18 protein-coding genes and 1 tRNA gene are annotated in these 19,097 nt (G+C 53.6%); 10 read left to right on the forward strand and 9 right to left on the reverse strand.

Going from position 1 to position 19,097, the window contains the following annotated elements; translation table 11 throughout:
* Positions 1 to 91 precede the first annotated feature (91 nt).
* Together ACMGGQ_RS16740 and ACMGGQ_RS16745 are read left to right on the forward strand one after the other, a co-directional pair.
* Positions 92 to 553 (forward strand): multidrug/biocide efflux PACE transporter, encoded by a 462-nt coding sequence (locus ACMGGQ_RS16740; RefSeq protein ID WP_023333288.1) that lies wholly within the window; start codon positions 92 to 94, stop codon positions 551 to 553.
* 119 nt (positions 554 to 672) lie between these two features.
* On the forward strand, positions 673 to 1,902 hold the full coding sequence (locus tag ACMGGQ_RS16745; protein WP_045909904.1) for an amino acid permease: 1,230 nt from the start codon (positions 673 to 675) through the stop codon (positions 1,900 to 1,902).
* Positions 1,903 to 1,940: 38 nt separating this feature from the next.
* On the opposite strand, the gene ACMGGQ_RS16750 is transcribed toward ACMGGQ_RS16745, so the two are convergent.
* Complete coding sequence (locus ACMGGQ_RS16750) at positions 1,941 to 2,411, reverse strand: Lrp/AsnC family transcriptional regulator (protein WP_008499685.1); 471 nt, start codon at positions 2,409 to 2,411, stop codon at positions 1,941 to 1,943.
* Between the two features lie 115 nt (positions 2,412 to 2,526).
* On the opposite strand from ACMGGQ_RS16750, the gene ACMGGQ_RS16755 reads away from it, so the two are divergent.
* Positions 2,527 to 3,138, forward strand: coding sequence for a LysE family translocator (locus ACMGGQ_RS16755; protein WP_048029141.1), 612 nt, complete (start codon positions 2,527 to 2,529; stop codon positions 3,136 to 3,138).
* A gap of 27 nt (positions 3,139 to 3,165) precedes the next feature.
* On the opposite strand, the gene ACMGGQ_RS16760 is transcribed toward ACMGGQ_RS16755, so the two are convergent.
* Entirely contained in the window at positions 3,166 to 3,438 is a 273-nt protein-coding gene (locus ACMGGQ_RS16760; protein WP_008499687.1) for a GNAT family N-acetyltransferase, read from the reverse strand.
* 10 nt (positions 3,439 to 3,448) lie between these two features.
* A complete protein-coding gene (gene yjdI, locus ACMGGQ_RS16765; protein WP_008499689.1) occupies positions 3,449 to 3,679 on the reverse strand; it encodes a 4Fe-4S mono-cluster protein YjdI in 231 nt (76 codons plus the stop codon).
* 176 nt (positions 3,680 to 3,855) lie between these two features.
* On the opposite strand from yjdI, the gene ACMGGQ_RS16770 reads away from it, so the two are divergent.
* The 5 genes from ACMGGQ_RS16770 to ACMGGQ_RS16790 all read left to right on the forward strand — a co-directional run bounded on the left by ACMGGQ_RS16770 (position 3,856) and on the right by ACMGGQ_RS16790 (position 10,345).
* Positions 3,856 to 5,496 (forward strand): ATP-binding protein, encoded by a 1,641-nt coding sequence (locus ACMGGQ_RS16770; protein ID WP_420290301.1) that lies wholly within the window; start codon positions 3,856 to 3,858, stop codon positions 5,494 to 5,496.
* Entirely contained in the window at positions 5,480 to 6,175 is a 696-nt protein-coding gene (locus ACMGGQ_RS16775; RefSeq protein WP_023326016.1) for a response regulator, read from the forward strand. The genes ACMGGQ_RS16770 and ACMGGQ_RS16775 overlap by 17 nt, the downstream gene beginning before the upstream one ends.
* 168 nt (positions 6,176 to 6,343) lie before the next feature.
* Complete coding sequence (locus ACMGGQ_RS16780) at positions 6,344 to 7,432, forward strand: ABC transporter substrate-binding protein (protein WP_420290302.1); 1,089 nt, start codon at positions 6,344 to 6,346, stop codon at positions 7,430 to 7,432.
* An 80-nt stretch (positions 7,433 to 7,512) separates the two neighbouring features.
* Positions 7,513 to 9,282: an ABC transporter permease gene (locus ACMGGQ_RS16785; RefSeq protein WP_023294491.1), complete on the forward strand. Its 1,770-nt coding sequence runs from the start codon at positions 7,513 to 7,515 to the stop codon at positions 9,280 to 9,282.
* On the forward strand, positions 9,275 to 10,345 hold the full coding sequence (locus tag ACMGGQ_RS16790) for an ABC transporter ATP-binding protein (protein WP_420290303.1): 1,071 nt from the start codon (positions 9,275 to 9,277) through the stop codon (positions 10,343 to 10,345). The genes ACMGGQ_RS16785 and ACMGGQ_RS16790 overlap by 8 nt, the downstream gene beginning before the upstream one ends.
* Positions 10,346 to 11,253: 908 nt before the next feature.
* Here the strand turns inward: ACMGGQ_RS16790 and ACMGGQ_RS16795 are convergent.
* Both ACMGGQ_RS16795 and ACMGGQ_RS16800 read right to left on the reverse strand, forming a co-directional pair.
* Complete coding sequence (locus ACMGGQ_RS16795) at positions 11,254 to 12,111, reverse strand: hypothetical protein (protein WP_420290304.1); 858 nt, start codon at positions 12,109 to 12,111, stop codon at positions 11,254 to 11,256.
* 1 nt (position 12,112) lies between these two features.
* On the reverse strand, positions 12,113 to 13,594 hold the full coding sequence (locus ACMGGQ_RS16800; protein WP_420290305.1) for a GIY-YIG nuclease family protein: 1,482 nt from the start codon (positions 13,592 to 13,594) through the stop codon (positions 12,113 to 12,115).
* Between the two features lie 675 nt (positions 13,595 to 14,269).
* Here ACMGGQ_RS16800 and ACMGGQ_RS16805 point away from each other — a divergent pair.
* Positions 14,270 to 15,076, forward strand: a complete 807-nt coding sequence (locus tag ACMGGQ_RS16805) for a DUF4225 domain-containing protein (protein ID WP_023306876.1) — start codon at positions 14,270 to 14,272, stop codon at positions 15,074 to 15,076.
* On the opposite strand, the gene ACMGGQ_RS16810 is transcribed toward ACMGGQ_RS16805, so the two are convergent.
* From ACMGGQ_RS16810 to actS, 3 genes are all read right to left on the reverse strand, one after another.
* Positions 15,073 to 15,387, reverse strand: coding sequence for a hypothetical protein (locus ACMGGQ_RS16810; protein ID WP_015673660.1), 315 nt, complete (start codon positions 15,385 to 15,387; stop codon positions 15,073 to 15,075). The genes ACMGGQ_RS16805 and ACMGGQ_RS16810 overlap by 4 nt on opposite strands.
* A 548-nt stretch (positions 15,388 to 15,935) precedes the next feature.
* Positions 15,936 to 16,009 (reverse strand) — tRNA-Gly (locus ACMGGQ_RS16815).
* Between the two features lie 80 nt (positions 16,010 to 16,089).
* Positions 16,090 to 16,833 carry an amidase activator ActS gene (actS, locus tag ACMGGQ_RS16820; protein ID WP_023294504.1) on the reverse strand — a complete coding sequence of 248 codons (744 nt, stop codon included), beginning with the start codon at positions 16,831 to 16,833 and terminating at the stop codon, positions 16,090 to 16,092.
* A gap of 163 nt (positions 16,834 to 16,996) precedes the next feature.
* On the opposite strand from actS, the gene idi reads away from it, so the two are divergent.
* Positions 16,997 to 17,539 carry an isopentenyl-diphosphate Delta-isomerase gene (gene idi / locus ACMGGQ_RS16825; protein ID WP_039265495.1) on the forward strand — a complete coding sequence of 181 codons (543 nt, stop codon included), beginning with the start codon at positions 16,997 to 16,999 and terminating at the stop codon, positions 17,537 to 17,539.
* Positions 17,540 to 17,577: 38 nt separating this feature from the next.
* On the opposite strand, the gene lysS is transcribed toward idi, so the two are convergent.
* Complete coding sequence (gene lysS / locus ACMGGQ_RS16830; protein WP_021242046.1) at positions 17,578 to 19,095, reverse strand: lysine--tRNA ligase; 1,518 nt, start codon at positions 19,093 to 19,095, stop codon at positions 17,578 to 17,580.
* Between the last annotated feature and the right edge of the window lie 2 nt (positions 19,096 to 19,097).

Here is a 19,097-nt window from a genome sequence, read left to right on the forward strand (position 1 = left end):
AGCGATGGATACTATCTTTAATATATCAGCTTTAGCGATGAAAATAGGCCACATCAACGCCCATACCGGCGAATTAACGAGGTCTATCGCTATGCAACATCAGGATGCACTCCAACGTAAACTGCCGGAGCGGATCTTTCATGCTGTCTGTTTTGAAGGGATCGCGACGGCGATCCTCGCCCCTACGGCGGCGTGGCTCATGCAGCGTTCCGTGGTGGAAATGGGTGGGTTGACCATTATTCTGGCGACCACCGCCATGCTGTGGAACATTATTTATAACTTCGGCTTCGACCGTTTCTGGCCCGTTCAGCGCGTCAAACGTACGGCAAAAGTGCGTGCGTTGCATGCGCTGGGGTTCGAATGCGGGTTTATTGTGATTGGCGTGTCGATTGTCGCCGCCGTACTGGGCGTCACCCTGCTGCAGGCATTCACACTGGAAATAGGTTTCTTCCTGTTCTTCCTGCCGTACACCATGTTCTATAACTGGGCGTACGATTGCCTTCGCGAGAAATTTCTTAAGCGCCGCCAGCAACGACGCGCCCTGGCAGGCTAAACGCTTTCTGGCCGGACGTCCGTTCCGGCCAAACGCCTTCGAAGCAACTGCGCTCTCCGTGCATAACTATGGTAAATTGCACTCCATTCTGATGGTTTGATAGTTGATACGTTGCTCTAATGTCGAAAATTTGGTCAAAAGATGAGACTCTCTGGAGTTTCGCTCTCTACGGCACGGCCGTGGGCGCAGGAACGCTCTTCCTGCCCATTCAGCTGGGCTCCGCAGGCGCAATCGTCCTGTTTATTACTGCCCTCGTGGCCTACCCCTTAACCTACTGGCCGCACAAAGCGCTGGCGCAATTTATCCTCTCGTCAAAAACGAAAGGCAACGAAGGGATCACCGGCGCCGTTTCGCACTATTACGGCCGGAAGATCGGCAACCTGATCACCACACTCTATTTCATCGCCTTCTTTGTGGTGGTGCAGATTTATGCGGTGGCCATCACCAACTCGTTAACCGAGCAACTGGGAAAACACCTGACGGTGGATACCGCCGTTCGCGTGCTGGTCAGCCTGGGCGTGGTGCTGGTCCTGAATCTGATCTTCCTGATGGGACGGCATATCACGATAAAAGTGATGGGCTTCCTGGTGTTTCCGCTGATTGCCTATTTCCTGTTTGTCTCGCTCTATCTGATCGGCAGCTGGCAGCCCTCGCTGCTGACCAGCCAGATGGCCGTCGATCGCCACACGCTGCACCAGGTCTGGATTTCGATTCCGGTGATGGTGTTTGCGTTCAGCCATACGCCGATTATCTCCACGTTTGCCGTTGATCGTCGCGAGAAATTTGGCGACGGCGCCATGGATAAATGCAAGAAAATCATGAAGGTGGCGTACCTGATTATCTGCCTGAGCGTGCTGTTCTTTGTCTTCAGCTGCCTGCTCTCTATTCCGCCGTCGTACATTGTGGCCGCCAAAGAGGAAGGGGTGACGATCCTGTCCGCGCTGTCGATGATGCCCTCTTCACCGGCGTGGCTGGGAATTTCCGGGATTGTCGTGGCGATAATTGCGATGTCGAAATCGTTCCTCGGCACCTATTTTGGGGTGATTGAAGGGGCGACGGAGATCGTGAAGTCGTCGCTCAATCAGGTAGGCGTGAAAAAGAGCCGCGCCTTTAACCGCGCGATTTCCATTATGGGGGTGTCGTTAATCACCTTTGCTGTCTGCTGCATTAACCCGAACGCCATTTCGATGATTTACGCCATCAGCGGCCCGCTTATCGCCATGATCCTGTTTATCATGCCGACGCTGTCGACGTATCTGATCCCCTCCCTGAAACCGTACCGTTCCATTGGCAACCTGCTGACGCTGATCGTCGGGGTGCTGTGCGTGTCGGTAATGTTCGTCGGCTAACCCCCCTTTCATGCCCGGCTCTCTGCCGGGCATGTCATTCAGTCTCGTCCCGTAACGTCCAGCGGAAAAGGTCTGTCCTGCACCACCGTTTTCATGACAAGCGTTGAGCGAAGATGCTGCACGCCAGGCATGGCGGAAAGCTTCTCGTCATAGAGCTTCTGGAAAGCGGAGAGGTCGCGGGTCACAACGTGCATCAGATAATCGGGATCGCCAAACAGACGCTGCGCCAGCACGATCTGCGGGATCTCCTCCACCGCCTCTTCAAACGCGCTAACCGCCTTTCGGTCCCCTTCTTTCAGCGTCGCAAAGACGATTGCCAGGAAGTTAAACCCCATTTTGGCGGGGTCGAGGCTGGCACGGTATCCTGTTATGGCCCCGCTTTGCTCCAGCGCCCGCACGCGACGATGGCAGGGTGAGAGGCTCAGATTAACCCGCTCAGCCAGCTCGGTAAGCGACAGGCGTCCATCAGACTGGAGCGCCGCAAGAATTTTTCGATCGATGCTGTCCATTTGGAAGATTTTCTCAATTTCACCGTGTTATGAGCATAACATTGAAAGCCTATTTCGCAGGGTTAACGATATTCTTTTTCGCAACGTTTAACGCACTGCGGGAGTTTTCAGAACGATGGAAATGAGTATTGTGGCCGGCTTTTGGGTGGTTTCGTTTCTGCTCATCATGACGCCAGGCGCCGACTGGGCCTACGCCATTAGCGCCGGGATTAACGGGCGACGCGTGGTACCGGCGGTGCTGGGGCTGATGTCAGGGCATCTGTTAGCCACGCTCATTGTCGTGGCTGGCGTGGGGGTCGTGATTGCTCAACATCCGCTGGCGTTAACCGGGCTGACCCTCGCGGGGGCCGCGTATCTCCTGTGGCTCGGCATCGGACTGTTGCGTCACCCTGCCGCCCCGGAAAAGGCGAGCCACCACGCGGGAAACTGGCGACAGTGGGCGGTGAAAGGGCTCTGTATTAGCGGCCTAAACCCGAAAGTGTTTTTGCTGTTCCTGGCCCTGCTCCCGCAGTTTACAGACCCGACCGGGAGCTGGTCGTTAGCAATGCAAATGTCCACGCTTGGGATGATGCACCTTATCACCTGTACGCTGGTCTATCTGCTGGTGGGGTATGGTTCGAAAGCGGTGCTGGCGACCCGGCCACAGGCGGCGCGGCGCGTGAGCATGGCATCTGGAGGGATAATGGTGCTGATCGCGATGGTATTGCTGCTTGAGCAGGTAAGATAAAATAACACCGGCCATCGCCGGTGTTATTTACGCCCGAATATCGTCATATTCCCGCGTTTTATCAAACTCATGTTTCGCGAACGGGCACAGCGGAATAATTTTGCGGTTCTCACCGCGCATCTTCTCCACCACTTTCGCCACCAGCTGTTTACCGACACCCTGCCCTTTCAGGCTCTCATCCACATCGGTGTGCTCGATAATGCTCAGATGCTCGCCAGTCGGCACGAAGACAATCTCCGCGACCTGGTTGCCGTTCGCATCATTCACGTAAAACTTGTTATGGCCTTCCAGAATATCCATGGTTCCTCGCTTATTTTTGGCGATACTTCAGCGCACCGCTCGGGCAGGTATCAATCACGCGGACAACCGTTTCAACGTCCACTTCATCGGGAATAATCCACGGTTTACGTTTTAGATTAAACAGCTTTGCGCTGCCACGCACGCAGTTACCGGAGTGTTTGCAGATCCCGGTGTTGAAGTAAACGTCAATTTTCTCGCCGGTATAGGCCCGGTAACCCGCATCCAGTAGCTCTTTATCCATGACATTGCCTCTGTAATTATTATCGTGCTGAATGAAGAATAGCCTGACGGGATCCTGATGGCTATAACGCCGAAAACGAAAAGCCAGGTCACAACTCTTTTCTTGCCAGATTGCGTCCGCTATTTGCCCATGTCAGGCTCGGCAAATGTCACTTTTACATAACATCCGCAGGTTGAATGAAACGCAGACTCTCTTTTCAGGTAAAGCTATTTTTAGCGCTGGTGTGCTTCTCTTGCCTGCTGTTAGTTCTGCTGGGAACGATCCTGTTTCATTTTATTGACCGGCAGCTCCATCACGATCTCGGCCAGCGTGCCCGGGTTCAGGCCAGCCAGATCGCGCTGATGCCGGGTCTGGCGGCAATGGTTGCGGCCAGAGATATCCCCGGCATCGCCCGGTTAATCCAGCCGCTGCGCGCCGAAAGCGATGCCAGCTACATTGTGATTGGCGATACCGAGGAACAGCACCTCTATCATTCGGAATCCCCGGAGCGGATTAATTTACCGATGATCGGCGGAGATAATGCGGAGGTATTAAAGGGCAAAACCATTATTTCCGTGCGCCAGGGCGGGATTGGGGTTTCACTGCGCAGCAAAGCGCCAATCTTTAACGCGCAGCACCAGGTGATTGGTATTGTCTCGGTCGGCTATCTGACCTCCTATATTGCCAATATTAATGCCCGCATTCTCTGGCAGTCCGGGCTGTACGGCGCGGCTCTTCTGCTGCTGCTGTTTGTGTTCTCCTGGCTGTTTACCCGCAATCTCAAAAAACAGATGTTCCGACTGGAGCCGAAAGATATCGCTCAGCTGGTTTTGCAGCAGCGCGCGCTATTAGAAGCCATGTATGAGGGGGTATTTGCCGTCAATGAAGAGAAGCAGCTGATTTTAATTAACCGCGCCGCACGAGAAATGCTGGATATTCGGCAAAGTGAGAAAGCGCTTATCGGCAAACCGCTGGAAGACGTTTTGCAGACGTCGCCGGGCTTTTTATCCCAGCGCTACGCCTCGGTGAGCAGTGGCAGCCACGACCAGATTGCCGTGCTGAACCAGCGGGAGGTAATCGTCAACCGGGTGGCGATTGAGGTCGAACCCGGCGTTGAAAGCGGCTGGGTCTACAGCTTTCGCGACAAAAATGACATCAACACCCTCAGCAGCCAGCTCAGTCAGATCAAGCGCTATGCCGATAACCTGCGCATTATGCGCCACGAGCAACTGAACTGGACCGCCACGCTGGTGGGCTTGCTGCAGATGAAACACTATGACGAGGCGATTCGTTACATCCAGGTGCAGTCCGAAGGCGCGCAGCGGGTGCTGGACTTCGTCTCCGCCCGTTTTTCCTCTCCCGCGCTGTGTGGTCTGCTGCTTGGAAAATACGTCAGTGCGCGCGAAAAAGGCATCGAGCTGCTGTTTGACCCCGCCTGCCAGCTCACCCGCATGCCTGCCACGCTCAACGAAACGGAGCTGATGTCCATTATTGGTAACCTGCTGGATAACGCGGTGGACGCGACCCTTAAGGCTCCGGTCCCCGCGCCGGTGGAACTCTACATTTCTGACCGTAACCAGGAGCTGCTGATCGAGGTGGCCGACCGGGGCTGTGGGGTGGAGGATGCGATGAAGCCGCATATTTTCCGCCAGGGATTCAGCAGCAAACCGGAACGTGAAAACGACATTGTGGGCACCGAGCACGGTATTGGCCTGTATCTGGTGGCAGGATATATCGATAAGGCTGGCGGCAGCATTGAGATTGCCGACAACACGCCACAAGGGACTATTTTTTCTGTGTTTATTCCGAATGGGCTAAAGCATGACCCGAGCACTTGATGTTGTGATCGTTGAAGATGAGCCGCACCTGGCGGAGCTGCATCGCGAGTATATCGAGCAGAATTTTCATTTACGCGTGGTGGGTATCGCCGCGTCGATTGAGCAGGCATGCAGCCTGATTCGTCAGCATCAGCCGCGACTTATTCTGCTGGACAACTATCTTCCGGACGGTAAAGGCGTGGAGCTCATCGATAACCCGCTGCTGAAAAGCTATGAGTGTTCGGTGATCTTCATCACCGCCGCCAGCGATATGCAGACCTGCAGCCACGCCATGCGCAGCGGCGCGTTTGATTACCTCATCAAGCCCGTCTTTTTCCAGCGCCTGCACGCTTCGCTGGAGCGGTTTATGCGCTTCATCCACACCGTGCAGCAGGTGAAGGTAGTCGACCAGCATGCGCTGGATCGCCTGTTTCATCTGCCTGCCGCGGAAGCCTCCGTTACGCCGTCCACAAAGGGCATTGAGCCCCAGACGCTGGAGCGGATTAAACGCCTGTTCGCCGAGCATCCCGACAGCGCGATGTCGGTTGAGGAGGTGGTGGAAAACGTGGGGATCAGCAAAACCACGGGGCGCCGCTATCTTGAATACTGCGTGGAGAGCGGTTTAATCAGCGTTGAAATGCTGTACGGCAATATTGGTCATCCCCGCCGGTTATACCGTAAAGCCCCCGATAAACCGTAATCCGCAACCGTTCGTTGGCTAACGTTCGCGGATTTTATGGTGTTAATTGCTGAAACGACGGCGACAATCACACTTCGGAATCATTGCCCTCGCCTCCCTATTGTCGGAGGCGCGCTTTACGCTATGTTGACAATTAGTTCCTCAAATGTAACTAAAAGGTTAACTATAATGTCGAACACGTTCCGAATTTCTCTGCTTACCGCTACCGTACTGTTCTCTGCTTCTGCACTGTCTGCCCTGCCGCAGGGTTATCCTGCTGAGTATCAAAAAGTGGTTGATGCCGCCACGAAAGAGGGCAAGGTTGTCATCTATTCCACCACCGACATCAAAGCTGCCGGGCCGCTGATCCAGGGCTTCGAAAAAACCTACCCGGGCATTAAAGTCGAATACAACGACATGAACAGCACCGAGCTGTACAACCGTTTCATCAGCGAACAGGCTTCCGGCGGCGTGAGCGGCGACGTGGTCTGGAGCTCCTCGATGGACACCGGCCTGAAGCTCGCCACCGACTACGCCATGGAGTACAAATCTCCGGAGCAAAGCCAGCTGCCGAAATGGGCGGTCTGGAAAGATAAGGCCTACGGCACCACCTATGAGCCGGTGGTCTTTATCTACAACAAGCGTCTGATCCCGGCTGGCGACGTGCCGGATTCTCACGCCGCGCTGGCGAAGCTGATTGCCAGCCAGACGGACAAATTCAAGAACAAAGTCACCACCTACGATATCGAAAAATCGGGTCTGGGCTTTATGCTTTCGGTGCAGGATCACAACGCCGATCCAAACTACTTTAAGACCCTGGCCGACGTCGCCAAAGGAGGCCTGTCGGTGCAGTCGTCTACCGGCACCATGATGGAGCGCGTCTCCTCCGGTGAAAACCTGATCGGCTTCAACATCCTCGGTTCCTATGCGGAAGCGCGTGCGAAGAACGATCCGTCACTCGGCATTGCCTATCCGAAGGATTACACCCTGGTGCTGTCGCGCGTGTCGTTCATCAGCCAGCAATCGCAAAACAGCAATGCCGCGAAGCTGTGGCTGGACTACGTGCTCTCTGAACAAGGGCAAAACATTCTGGCCAATCAGGCGGACATCCCCTCCATTCGTAACGATATCGAAGGCAAGAACGATATCGACGGCCTGACCAAAATCCTCGGCAACGCGCTGAAGCCGATCCCGGTTGATCAAACGCTGCTGGAATACCTGCAGCCGAAAAAACGCCTCGAGTACATCAAAGAGTGGCGTACCGCCGCCGCTAAATAAGCGTCTGAGCGCGGCGCTGGCCGCCGCGCTCCCTTATCGACTGAGTTCGTTTTTCTGGGCTGCAACACCAGGGATACCCCATGAATACATTACGCAGAAAGTGGCAAAGCCTGCCGCGAGGCATCGTCGTGCTGATAACCGCCCTGGTTATCTACACGCCGCTGTCGTTTATCGTGATCCAGAGCTTCCTGTCCGCGCCGTTCTTTTCGCCGTCAAAAGAGTGGAGCTTTGAATCATTTGATTTTATTTTCACCGACCCCGATTTTTATAAGGCCCTGAAAAGCGGCTTTATTCTGGCTTTCGGGCTGGTCTTTATCTCTATCCCGCTGGGCGGCGTGCTGGCGTTTCTGATGGTGCGTACCGACCTGCCCGGTCGCCGGCTGATTGAGCCGCTGATCCTGGTCCCGATTTTCGTGTCACCGATGGTGCTGGGCTTCGGCTACGTGGTGGCCGCCGGTCCGGTGGGCTTTCTCTCCCAGTGGGCCGAGGCGCTGATTGGCTTTGTGCCGTGGAACATCTACGACATGTCGAGCATTGTGGTCATTGCCGGCCTGACGCACGTCCCGCACGCCTATCTGTATATCTCGTCAGCGCTGCGCAGCGTGGGCTCCGACGTGGAAGAAGCCGCGCGCACCGCGGGCGCGTCGCCCTGGCAGGTGATGACCTCCGTCAGCCTGCCGATGGTACGCCCGTCCATTCTGTACGCCACCGTGCTGCTGTTCTTCCTCGGGCTGGAAGTGTTCGGCCTGATGCTGGTCCTCGGCGACCCGGAAGGCAACATGGTGCTGGCGACCTATCTCTATAAGCTGACGAACAAGATGGGTACCCCATCCTATAACCTGATGGCGGCGGTTGCCGTGGTGCTGATCTGCATCACCATCCCGCTGGTGATGCTCCAGCGTCGCCTGATGCGCACCGCCAACCGCTTCGTCACCATGAAGGGCAAGGCCTCGCAGGCCCGCGCGCTACCGCTGGGTAAATGGCGCTGGGTGGCTGGCGCGGTGATTGCCTTCTGGCTCACCGTCACCATCGGAGTTCCGCTGCTCGGCGTGGTGCTGCGCGCGTTTATCTCCAACTGGGGCGTGGGCGTTTCGCTGTGGGACGAGCTTTCTCTGAACACCTTCCGCACCATCTGGGCGCAGCCCAACCTGCTGCGCGCCATCGTCAACTCCATGGCGATTGGCGTCATTGGCGGCGCGCTGGCCGTGGTGTGCTACCTGTTTGTCGGCATTGCCATGCACCGTAAGCCGGACAACACCACGCGTTTCCTGGACTACAGCGTGCTGGTGCCGCGCGCCGTGCCTGGCCTGCTGGCGGGTCTGGCCTTCCTGTGGGTGTTCCTGTTCCTGCCGATGTGGCTGGATAACTCGCTAAAATCAGGCTGGCTTTCCGGGTTTGCCTGGACCGACTGGATGCGTGAGAACGTCATCGTCTGGCTGCGTTCGCTGCGCAGCACCATTTTCAGCGTCTGGCTGGCCTATACCGTGGTGTGGATGGCTTACGGGCTGAGGCTTATCTCTTCCACGCTGCTGCAGGTAGGGCCGGAGCTTGAAGAGGCGGCGCGCAGCACCGGGGCGACGCGCGGGCAGATCACCCGCCACGTCACCATTCCGCTCTCCCGCTACGGTCTTATCGGTTCGTGGCTGCTGATGTTCCTGATCTTTGAGCGCGAATATTCAACGGGCGTGTACCTGCTTTCACCCGGCACGGAGACCATCGGCTCGATGCTGGTTTCCCTCTGGGCCGCGGGTGCCATTGATATCGTGGCGGCGCTCTCTTTCATTAACATCCTGCTTGTCGTGGTAGGTCTGGGCATTGCCCTTCGTTTCGGAGTGAAAATACATGATTGAATTAGCGGTTGACGATCTGCACTTAACCTACGGCGACAATCCTGTTTTAAAAGGTGTCTCCATGAACCTGAAGCGCGGCGAAGTGGTCTCCCTGTTAGGCCCCTCCGGCAGCGGCAAAACCACCCTGCTCCGCGCCGTCGCGGGCCTGGAAAAACCGACTCAGGGCTCGATTGTGATTGGCAACAGTAAAGTTTACGACGGCACGCCGCGCAGTGAGGTCCCGGCGGAAGAGCGTAACCTGGGGCTGGTATTCCAGTCCTACGCCCTGTGGCCGCACAAAACCGTGTTTGAGAACGTGGCCTATCCGCTCAAGCTGCGCAAAGTCCCGGCCAAAGAGATCCAGCAGCGCGTGCAGGACGTGCTGGACCAGCTTGGCCTGGGCCATCTTGGCAAACGTCACCCGCACCAGCTCTCCGGTGGGCAGCAGCAGCGCGTGGCGATTGGCCGGGCGCTGGTGTACAACCCACCGGTGATTTTGCTGGACGAGCCGCTTTCCAACCTCGACGCCAAGCTGCGCGAAGAGGCCCGCGTGTTCCTGCGCGAGCTGATTATCAAGCTCGGGTTATCTGCACTGATGGTGACGCACGACCAGAACGAAGCGATGTCCATTTCCGACCGCATCCTGCTGCTCAACAACGGCAAAATTGAGCAACAGGGCACGCCGCAGGAGATGTACGGCTCGCCGAAGACGCTGTTTACCGCCGAGTTTATGGGCAGCAACAATCGCCTGCACGGCAAGGTCACCGAAGTGCGCGACGGCAGAGCGCGTATCGAAGGCAAAGGCTGGGTGCTGTGGGGCCAGGCGGGCGAAGGGGTACAGAGCGGTAATGACGCCACGGCGGTGATCCGCGTCGAGCGCGTCGCGGTGGTTGAGGGGCCAGGGGAAAATCAGCTTGAGCTACCGCTGCTCACCAGCATGTACCTCGGCGACCGCTGGGAGTACCTGTTCCGCACGGTGGGGGATGATTTTGTCATTCGCGCGTATGGGCATGAGGTGCGGGATCCGCAGCACTGCCATCTATCGCTGCCGGAGAAGCATGTGTGGGTGTTCCCGAAAGGGTGAATTTTAAAAGGCTGCGTAATACAGCCTTTTTTGCTTTGACAGAGTGAGAGCATGCAATCTACCTCTCAAATGTTGCTTTTCCGTTGTCAACAACGTCTGCACTTGCCTGGTTTACAGAGATTGCGAAATGCCCTGGGCTGCCGCAGATGGTGGCAGTGGCACGGCCGGTATCGCGCAGGAGTTCCGTGACGGCCATTACGTAATGGCGCCACAGGCTACCCCTGCGGTTGGACTCCAGGGAAGCGGCCCCGAGCATGTCGGCGAGAATCCTAAGGAACGAGGCCCTGGTCTGCCAACTACGGGCGGAGTTGAGGGAAAGCAGGTAGGCCCGGGCAGGATTAACCGGGCCTTTACCTCCGGGCAGCATCGGCATGAAATTCTCATTGGGCAGAATGACAGCTGGCGACAGGTTAAGCTCCGGAGCATCAGATATCAGGGGCATTCAGGGCCCCGTCCGGGGCGGAAGTCCTCCGGCGCGCTGCGTGAAAAATCGAGGTAAATGATACCGAAAAGCGTACCGCAGAGAGTCTACTTTTCAAAGGTACATTTTAGTAAGTAGTAACCTTAGCCCAAAGCGGACATTACAACTTTGCTGTTACAATCCTTGTCAAAGCTCGATAGGAATGTCTAATAGCTAGCTCATTATAAATGTACATATGTTGCAAAATACTTTGAGACACTCAGACCGAATGACCGCTGTTTACCGCTGCTTCAATGGTTCTAAATGGGGTCCACTTGGGAAACGGAAAATATCATACGTTAAGCCTATTTTTTATACAGGCTGCTATCTACTGAGCGTAAAGAACGGTTTTTTCCCTGTCCCAGCTTGAGGTTTGTTCGCCAGACGCAATCTCCACTCAGGTTGATGTGTTCCCATCCCAGCGGAGATAAATGGGTAAACCTCGCAGTTAAATAACGCCGTTAAAACGCATCACTTCGATAACGACCAGTCCGGCGGCAAGTGCGCTAGTTGCAAACAGCAAGTAATCGCGCAGTCCTGCACGTTTTAATCGAGACGTCTTCTCTAATTCGCTGACCCGCGCTGCCATGCCTGTTGCGACGTTTTCATGCAAGGTCAGCTTATCCTTCAGTAAGGCCAACTGTTGCTGGTACTGATCCGCCTGCTCTTCAAGGGCCAGAGCCAGCTTCCCTGACTGTTGCCATTGCTCCTGCTGCTGTCGCTCGAATTGTGGGACAACCTGCTTCAGGAGTGCAAGCTGTGTTGCGTGCTCATCCTGACTTACCTGCAAACGTTGAAGCATCTCCTCCTGTTGCCAGGTCAATGACTGTAACCGGTTAATCTCCTCTTCATGTTCCTCGACACGCTGTGCCTGTTCCAGTTTGTCTTCCACCTGGGATTTCAGATGTTCAAAAATAGCCATTGAGTTTTCACGGCTGCTGAGATCCAGCATCGTGTCGTTGTGTTTCAAGTCTCGAATCGTATTCATTAACGCCAGATGAAACTCTTTCAGCACGACATTTTTTTCTGACTGGATTTGTAATAAACACTCGATCACTTCCTGGGTGATATTCAGACTGCCCCCCAGGCTTGCAATCATCGTCGCTAAGTCAGTGTCATTTCTCGAAGTGAGACTGCCACCCCAACGTTCCAAAAAACCCCGATTATTGAAGTCAGCTGCCGCTTTTTGTATCCCTTTACTTCTCTCTTGTCCCTCTTTCAGCTTTTTGCCTATTTCGTGGAGATTTTTTTTGAAACTGTCGATGCTACAGTCTTTGTTCTTCTCAACAATCGTGACAACCGTCATATTACTGCGCTCCCAGCTTTTTAATCTCTTCGGCAAGAGTGAAGCGAGTCAGTCTGATGACATCATTGTTCAGTTCTGACGTATGCTCCCGAGTTTCACTCATCAGATTCACCGTGCTACCTGCATATTTTTGCAGTTCTGCCACCATACTCACACTGGTTTCATGGTTAGCAATCAACTGCTGGAAAGCCTCCCGTCCTTTTGCGGTATAGGCAGGTTCCGTTGAGAGAATTAGGCTGACGGCTTTAGGGACAATATCGGCCAAAAGGTAACTACTCAGTCCAAATCCCATCGCGCACAGGGAGGCAGATATATAAGGGGCAAAGGGAGCCAGTGGAGCAAAAAGAGCCACCATACCGGATTCAATCACCGGTTCTACCGCATCCCAGAACACCAGTGTCCCGCTGGTTATAATGACCTCAGAGATCTTATAGATAGTTTCTTCTCTGGTCATGGTTTTGCTCCCCTTCATCAGCGAGAGTGCCGCCATGCCCAGATCATAGATATTTTTTGCTAACTGATAAATTTTCCCGATGGCCTGAGACAGTGCATTTAACACAAACTCGAATAAACCTCTAAGCAGATTTAACGGGGCTTTTATCAGGTTAACGATAACCTGCCATATTTTATTAAAAAAGCGTTTTAGACGGATTTTCACCTGCGCTTTCTGGGTGATAAACAGGTCAACAACTTCATCCTTCAATGCTTTAATCATCGTGGTACTGAGCATTTCAAACACATCCCACCCGACATTTTTTAATGCCTCTTTCCCTGCGCCAAAGGCTAGACCTCCCGCCTCGTTTGCCGCATCTTTCATTTTTTTTGCTTCGATATTAGAACGTGTACCCTGTTCTGTGCACAGCTCTTCTTTCTTATTTACCGGGGGTTTCTCATTTTTTAAAATGTTAGCCTCGACCGCTGCTGCCGTCTCTGCCGAATCCATGACCATAAATTTGACGGTGCAGCCCGATTCAAACTCCGCCGCCATTTTGTATTCTGTGCCATTCTTTTCGGCGTTTTTATTTTCATTCAGATGCCCGGCATGCCACCGTTTCTGTAAATCCTTCGCATCGCCGATATACCGCACCTCACCGGCGCTGTCATAAACCACATAGACACCTGGGGAATTTGGCACATCTTTCAGGCCTTCCGGCACACCATTCTTGATCGTGAACTGGCCATCAAACTTCATGGTGGAAATAGAGGAAATGCCATGAGTGAAACTTTTGCTTATCATTTCCTTCCACTGAACACCCCGATTCGCCACGGCAAGCACACTCGCAGACGACGTGGCGTTAAGCGTATCATCCACCGTTGTACTGAGGTTGGGGGACTTGGCATTCGGTTGAGAATTTCGTTTATTACGAAAACCGCCGATCAGTTTTCGTGCAACATTATCAACGGTTTTATCAACAATACTATTTAGCAGGGGATTAAGAGTATTGAGTTCCGGGTATTCCTGAACCATGGTGGGTGATGACATAATGGTGTGTCTCTCTGGTTGTGGTTGAAAGGCTTATTTTCCCACTCGAAATGCAACAAAATAACGAAAGCACCGGAATGGCAAGCTCCGAGTGAACGTGTTCAGGTCCGTTACGGGTGATCAATCTGTTGATTTTGACTAGTTAGAGTTGATTCTACGTTGGAATCGTCAGCCATGCATCTATAGAAAGAGCCATTGAGTCACTGAAGCGAAAAGGCATCCCGATTAATGAGCAACTCATACAGATCTGAGAACTCTAGCCTGGACAATGCACAAATAGACATTAGGATTGAGCCTCTACAATCCTGGTGCGCATAACAAAGAATATGTTAAACAGCCGTACAATTTGCGAACAGATGCACTCCAAAACATCAAGTTATTTCCCTTCCGTCAGCCTAAAGCAGCATTGTGTAACTGCACTGCTTGTTGCAGTGAGGTGTGTCGCTGAAGGCATCACGTAGCGATATTTGGCGAAGAAAAGCGCTTTTCACCGAGGGCCTGGGCTGACGGTCTAGCAGATCACCAACAGAGCCGGGGATATTTTGAACAGGAGAATGTAAACTGGAAGGATAAAGCAACGGGACACCCACGGGGGCGGGTTGTGAAAGTATTTCCTGTTGTCTTCGACCTTATTGCACGTAAAATGACCAGACACATTTTGGGAGGGAGTCTTTAATGGATATTGCGCTGCTCAACAGGGGCTGGAACAGAACATGGTCAGATACCATGGTAAATCTGGAAGCCCGGAAACTCGTCGAAACTGCAAATCGGCTATCAGCATTCTATTTGCAAGATGGGATAACACGTATCAAGTTTGTCGAAGAGATAAGGCAGGTCGTAGAGAAAGAATTTGAAACTGCACGACGGGCCAAAACCGATGAAGAATGCATTGCATGCATCAAAAATCTGCGTGCCGAAACAGATAATCTGCAAGAACAAGAACGCTTGTTAAGAACCAGAGCCGCCCAACTTTATGCAAAGGTCGAGTTTGTCAGGGAAAACAATAAAATCGTCGGATACGTGATTTCGGCAATCCATATAGTGGTATCTGGAGCAGCATTATTTGGTGGGATGGTTATGATGTCCACTATGACCCCTGTTGGAGTTCTTGCAGGAGCAGTTTTATTTGTTGATGGTATTAACGGTATAACAAAAGAAGCAAGCCATCTTCGCTATGGTGAACAATCCAAATCGGAAGGAATTTTTGCTGATGGCGCAATGGAGACCGCACAATTCATGGGGTTTAGCCCAAAAAGTGGATTAGCTCTTTATAATACGGTGACTCTAGGGGCGAGTGTCTATAGTATCTTCGGCTTAGCAAGGAAACCCGGAGCTTGGCGATTATTCCGTTGGCTGCCGCGTGATTACTACCGAAAAGTTGACACAATGAGCAAGCCTAAGCTAACGATGAAAATCGCTGGATATGGTGTCAAAGCGAAAGTCATTTTTGATCTTCTGGCTACTGATAACAGTACTAATTAAGATTTGTTCGCTCTACAGAATCGCCAAGATTTATAAGCAAGTACAGGCGGTTGTATAAAAATTGCAACCGCTGCGCCACAAGAAAGGCCAATAGCACCAGAGAAAACACTCTGCTCAGATGCGAACATCACAAGAAAAATGAATACAGCAAGGCAACCGGATACAACCCACACGGCAAGAATAAATCGCCTGGCCAGGTCCCTGATTGCATTCCCCAAGGTTCCACCATAGCTTTCAACGTTGTTCTTTATCTTCTTCAAATCCGATGGTGTAAAGCCAGAACTCAACAAAGCCTCATCAGTAACATCCATATTGTCCTCTCCGCATTTCTTAACTAGCAATGGCACACATAATCATAGAGATGAACTTTACAGTAATCCATATGATGTTTGTGCAATGTATCAGATTTCAGACAATAGAAGCCATAAAGCCCCGTTAGTGGTACAAGCAACAAGCGGAGCCGTTAGGCGACTACATCAATGTTCAGAGAGATCACACCTTATCAGGGTGCTCGTGTACCTTTCGGAGCGTGAGCGAAGCGCTGGCAGAGCCGGATCTGTAGCTACCGGGGCATTACCACTATTCACCTGTTTACGCAGCCATAACGCCGCGCATCGGGCTTAAATGCGTATGATCAGTCTGTTCGGGAGTTATGCCAGGTATGCGGCTTTTTGTTCGTTGTTGTACTGTCGCGGTAAGAACTTGGAACCACCGCCAGCGTGATGATATGCTCCCTTGTACCACAGACCAATCACGCGACAGGTGCGGGCGTAGAACAATGGGTAGTTTAAGTTGTACCTGCTAAAGCGGGGCAACGTAACTAACGGATAAATCATAATTTGTTGATTTATCAGGAGATTGGAGCGGGCGAAGGGAATCGAACCCTCGTATAGAGCTTGGGAAGCTCTCGTTCTACCATTGAACTACGCCCGCTTTGAGGTGCGTAAGGCATTATAGACCTTACGCACCTTCATACAAGCCTCTTCACAACTAACCGGCGATTAAATAATCACTTAGCACTTCGGTTTGCTGCCGGGCGCAGGAAGATAGCGCTGCGGATCGATGGCCGTCGCCTTATAGCGGATCTGGAAATGCAGCTTCACTGAATCCGTACCGGTGCTGCCCATGGTGGCAATCTTCTGCCCGGCTTTGACGTTCTGCCCGTTGTTGACCAGCATCGTGTCGTTGTGCGCATAGGCCGTGATGTAGTCTTCGCCATGCTTAATCATGATCAGGTTACCGTAGCCGCGCAGCTGGTTACCGACGTAAACCACCTTCCCGGCCCCGGAGGCATAAACCGGAGTACCGCGCGCAGCGGCGATATCAATACCCTTGTTGCCACCTTCAGAGAGTGAGTAAGGGGCGACCACTTTACCGCTGGCAGGCCAAATCCAGCAGCGCTGTCCAACCGGCGGCCATGACGATTGCGGCACCTGATAGGACGGCGTCACTTTGGCGGTTTTGCCTTTCGAAGAGGACTTTTTGCCCGAGGACGAACCGCCGCTAACCTTCAGCTGCTGCCCCACCTCGATGGTGTAGGGCGGCGAGAGGTTATTCAGCCGCGCCAGATCCTTCACGCTGGTTCCCGTTGCGCGCGAAATCCGGTACAGGGTGTCCCCGCGTTTGACGGTGTAGACCGAACCGGAATAGCTTCCCGTATCCGAAGATTTGCTCCCTGAACAGCCCGCCAGTAATAGCGTCAGCGTCAGGCAAAAAATAGCGGTAAGGGGTTTTCTCGTCAGGCTTCCTGCAAACAAAACAGATCCTCGGTCAGCGTGAATGGCGCACTATGATAACAGCCAAAACGAACAGGGGTCATGCCCTTTTCCGCTCTACGAGCCAAACCGTTCGTATAAGAATGCAGTATAATGCTTCGGCTGATGGTGCTGAACCACTCGGCAATTTGGCACTGGAGCATCAATGAGTATTCAAGAACACGTTATTTTGGTAAACGACCAGGGAATGGTGATTGGCACTCAGGAAAAATATGCCGCGCACACGTTACATACCCCGCTGCATCTGGCGTTCTCTTCCTGGCTTTTTAACGCAAAAGGCGAATGTCTGATCACCCGACGCGCCTTAAGCAAAAAAGCTTGGCCCGGCGTCTGGACCAACTCCGTGTGCGGCCACCCGCAGTCGGGTGAAGAGACAGTCCAGGCGATAATCCGCCGCTGCCGCTTTGAAGTGGGCGCAGAACTGACCGATATCACCGCCGTCGCCCCTGAATTTCGCTATCGGGAAACCGACCCGTCCGGGATCGTGGAAAACGAAATTTGCCCGGTGTTCGCCGCCCGCATCACCAATGACGTGACGATAAACGAAGATGAAGTGATGGACTATCAGTGGGTTGAGCTGGACGCGCTATTCCGCGCGCTGGACGCGACGCCCTGGGCCTTTAGCCCGTGGATGGTCATGGAAGCGACAACCGCCCGCGAAAAACTCAAAGCCTTCGCGGCGCAATAAAAAAGCCCCTTTCGGGGCTTTTTTTACATCTTAACGCCTTACTTCACCGGACGCATCGCCGGGAACAGGATCACGTCACGGATGGTGTGGCTGTTGGTGAACAGCATCACCATACGGTCGATACCAATACCCAGACCCGCCGTTGGTGGCAGACCGTGCTCCAGCGCGGTCACGTAATCTTCGTCGAAGAACATCGCTTCGTCGTCGCCTGCCGCTTTCGCATCAACCTGATCCTGGAAGCGCTGAGCCTGGTCTTCCGCATCGTTCAGCTCGCTAAAGCCGTTGCCGATTTCACGGCCACCGATGAAGAATTCGAAGCGGTCAGTGATCTCCGGGTTCTGGTCATTACGACGCGCCAGCGGAGAGACTTCAGCCGGGTATTCGGTGATGAAGGTCGGCTGAATCAGGTGCGCTTCGGCCACTTCTTCGAAGATCTCGGTCACGATACGGCCCAGACCCCAGCTCTTCTCAACCTTGATACCGATGCTTTCGGCGATCGCTTTCGCAGAATCGAAGTTATCCAGATCGGCCATGTTGGTTTCCGGACGGTACTTCTTGATCGCTTCGCGCATGGTCAGTTTTTCGAACGGCTTGCCGAAGTCGAAGACTTCTTCACCGTAAGGAACCTGCGTGGTGCCCAGAATATCCTGCGCCAGCGTACGGAACAGGGATTCGGTCAGCTCGATCAGATCTTTGTAATCCGCATACGCCATATAGAGTTCCATCATGGTGAACTCTGGGTTATGACGAACGGAGATCCCTTCGTTACGGAAGTTACGGTTGATCTCGAACACGCGGTCAAAACCACCAACCACCAGACGCTTCAGGTACAGTTCCGGCGCGATACGCAGGTACATGTCCAGGTCCAGGGCGTTGTGATGGGTGATGAACGGACGCGCAGACGCGCCGCCAGGGATCACCTGCATCATCGGGGTTTCCACTTCCATAAAGTCGCGGTTGACCATGAACTGGCGGATACCGGCCATAATCTGGGAGCGAATTTTGAAGGTCTTGCGGGATTCATCGTTAGAGATGAGATCCAGGTAGCGCTGACGGTAGCGCGCTTCCTGATCCTGCAGGCCGTGGAATTTGTCCGGCAGCGGGCGCAGGGCTTTGGTCAGCAGACGCAGCTCGGTGCAGTGGATAGACAGTTCACCGGTTTTGGTTTTGAACAGTTTACCTTTTGCGCCCAGGATATCGCCCAGGTCCCACTTCTTGAACTGCTCGTTGTAGATGCCTTCCGGCAGATCGTCACGGGAAACGTACAGCTGAATACGGCCACCAACGTCCTGCAGGGTCACGAAAGAGGCTTTACCCATGATACGACGGGTCATCATGCGGCCCGCAACGGCCACTTCAACGTTCAGCGCTTCCAGCTCTTCGTTCTCTTTCGCGTCGAAGTCAGCGTGCAGTTGGTCTGAGGTGTGGTCACGACGAAAATCGTTCGGGAACGGCACGCCCTGCTCGCGCAGCGCTGCCAGCTTCTCGCGGCGGGTTTTCAGTTCGTTGTTAAGATCGACTACCGCGTCAGCGCCCTGTGCTTGTTGTTCAGACATGT

The organism is Enterobacter sp. BNK-13 (assembly GCF_048685015.1).
In the GTDB taxonomy this organism is placed as follows: domain Bacteria; phylum Pseudomonadota; class Gammaproteobacteria; order Enterobacterales; family Enterobacteriaceae; genus Enterobacter; species Enterobacter quasiroggenkampii.

Bases quoted from the DNA above. Each gene is read 5' to 3' on its own strand.
- ACMGGQ_RS16740 (WP_023333288.1), top strand. From the start codon at position 92: ATGCAACATCAGGATGCACTCCAACGTAAACTGCCGGAGCGGATCTTT.
- ACMGGQ_RS16745 (WP_045909904.1), top strand. From the start codon at position 673: ATGTCGAAAATTTGGTCAAAAGATGAGACTCTCTGGAGTTTCGCTCTC.
- ACMGGQ_RS16750 (WP_008499685.1), bottom strand. From the start codon at position 2,411: ATGGACAGCATCGATCGAAAAATTCTTGCGGCGCTCCAGTCTGATGGA.
- ACMGGQ_RS16755 (WP_048029141.1), top strand. From the start codon at position 2,527: ATGGAAATGAGTATTGTGGCCGGCTTTTGGGTGGTTTCGTTTCTGCTC.
- ACMGGQ_RS16760 (WP_008499687.1), bottom strand. From the start codon at position 3,438: ATGGATATTCTGGAAGGCCATAACAAGTTTTACGTGAATGATGCGAAC.
- yjdI (WP_008499689.1), bottom strand. From the start codon at position 3,679: ATGGATAAAGAGCTACTGGATGCGGGTTACCGGGCCTATACCGGCGAG.
- ACMGGQ_RS16770 (WP_420290301.1), top strand. From the start codon at position 3,856: ATGAAACGCAGACTCTCTTTTCAGGTAAAGCTATTTTTAGCGCTGGTG.
- ACMGGQ_RS16775 (WP_023326016.1), top strand. From the start codon at position 5,480: ATGACCCGAGCACTTGATGTTGTGATCGTTGAAGATGAGCCGCACCTG.
- ACMGGQ_RS16780 (WP_420290302.1), top strand. From the start codon at position 6,344: ATGTCGAACACGTTCCGAATTTCTCTGCTTACCGCTACCGTACTGTTC.
- ACMGGQ_RS16785 (WP_023294491.1), top strand. From the start codon at position 7,513: ATGAATACATTACGCAGAAAGTGGCAAAGCCTGCCGCGAGGCATCGTC.
- ACMGGQ_RS16790 (WP_420290303.1), top strand. From the start codon at position 9,275: ATGATTGAATTAGCGGTTGACGATCTGCACTTAACCTACGGCGACAAT.
- ACMGGQ_RS16795 (WP_420290304.1), bottom strand. From the start codon at position 12,111: ATGACGGTTGTCACGATTGTTGAGAAGAACAAAGACTGTAGCATCGAC.
- ACMGGQ_RS16800 (WP_420290305.1), bottom strand. From the start codon at position 13,594: ATGTCATCACCCACCATGGTTCAGGAATACCCGGAACTCAATACTCTT.
- ACMGGQ_RS16805 (WP_023306876.1), top strand. From the start codon at position 14,270: ATGGATATTGCGCTGCTCAACAGGGGCTGGAACAGAACATGGTCAGAT.
- ACMGGQ_RS16810 (WP_015673660.1), bottom strand. From the start codon at position 15,387: ATGGATGTTACTGATGAGGCTTTGTTGAGTTCTGGCTTTACACCATCG.
- idi (WP_039265495.1), top strand. From the start codon at position 16,997: ATGAGTATTCAAGAACACGTTATTTTGGTAAACGACCAGGGAATGGTG.
- lysS (WP_021242046.1), bottom strand. From the start codon at position 19,095: ATGTCTGAACAACAAGCACAGGGCGCTGACGCGGTAGTCGATCTTAAC.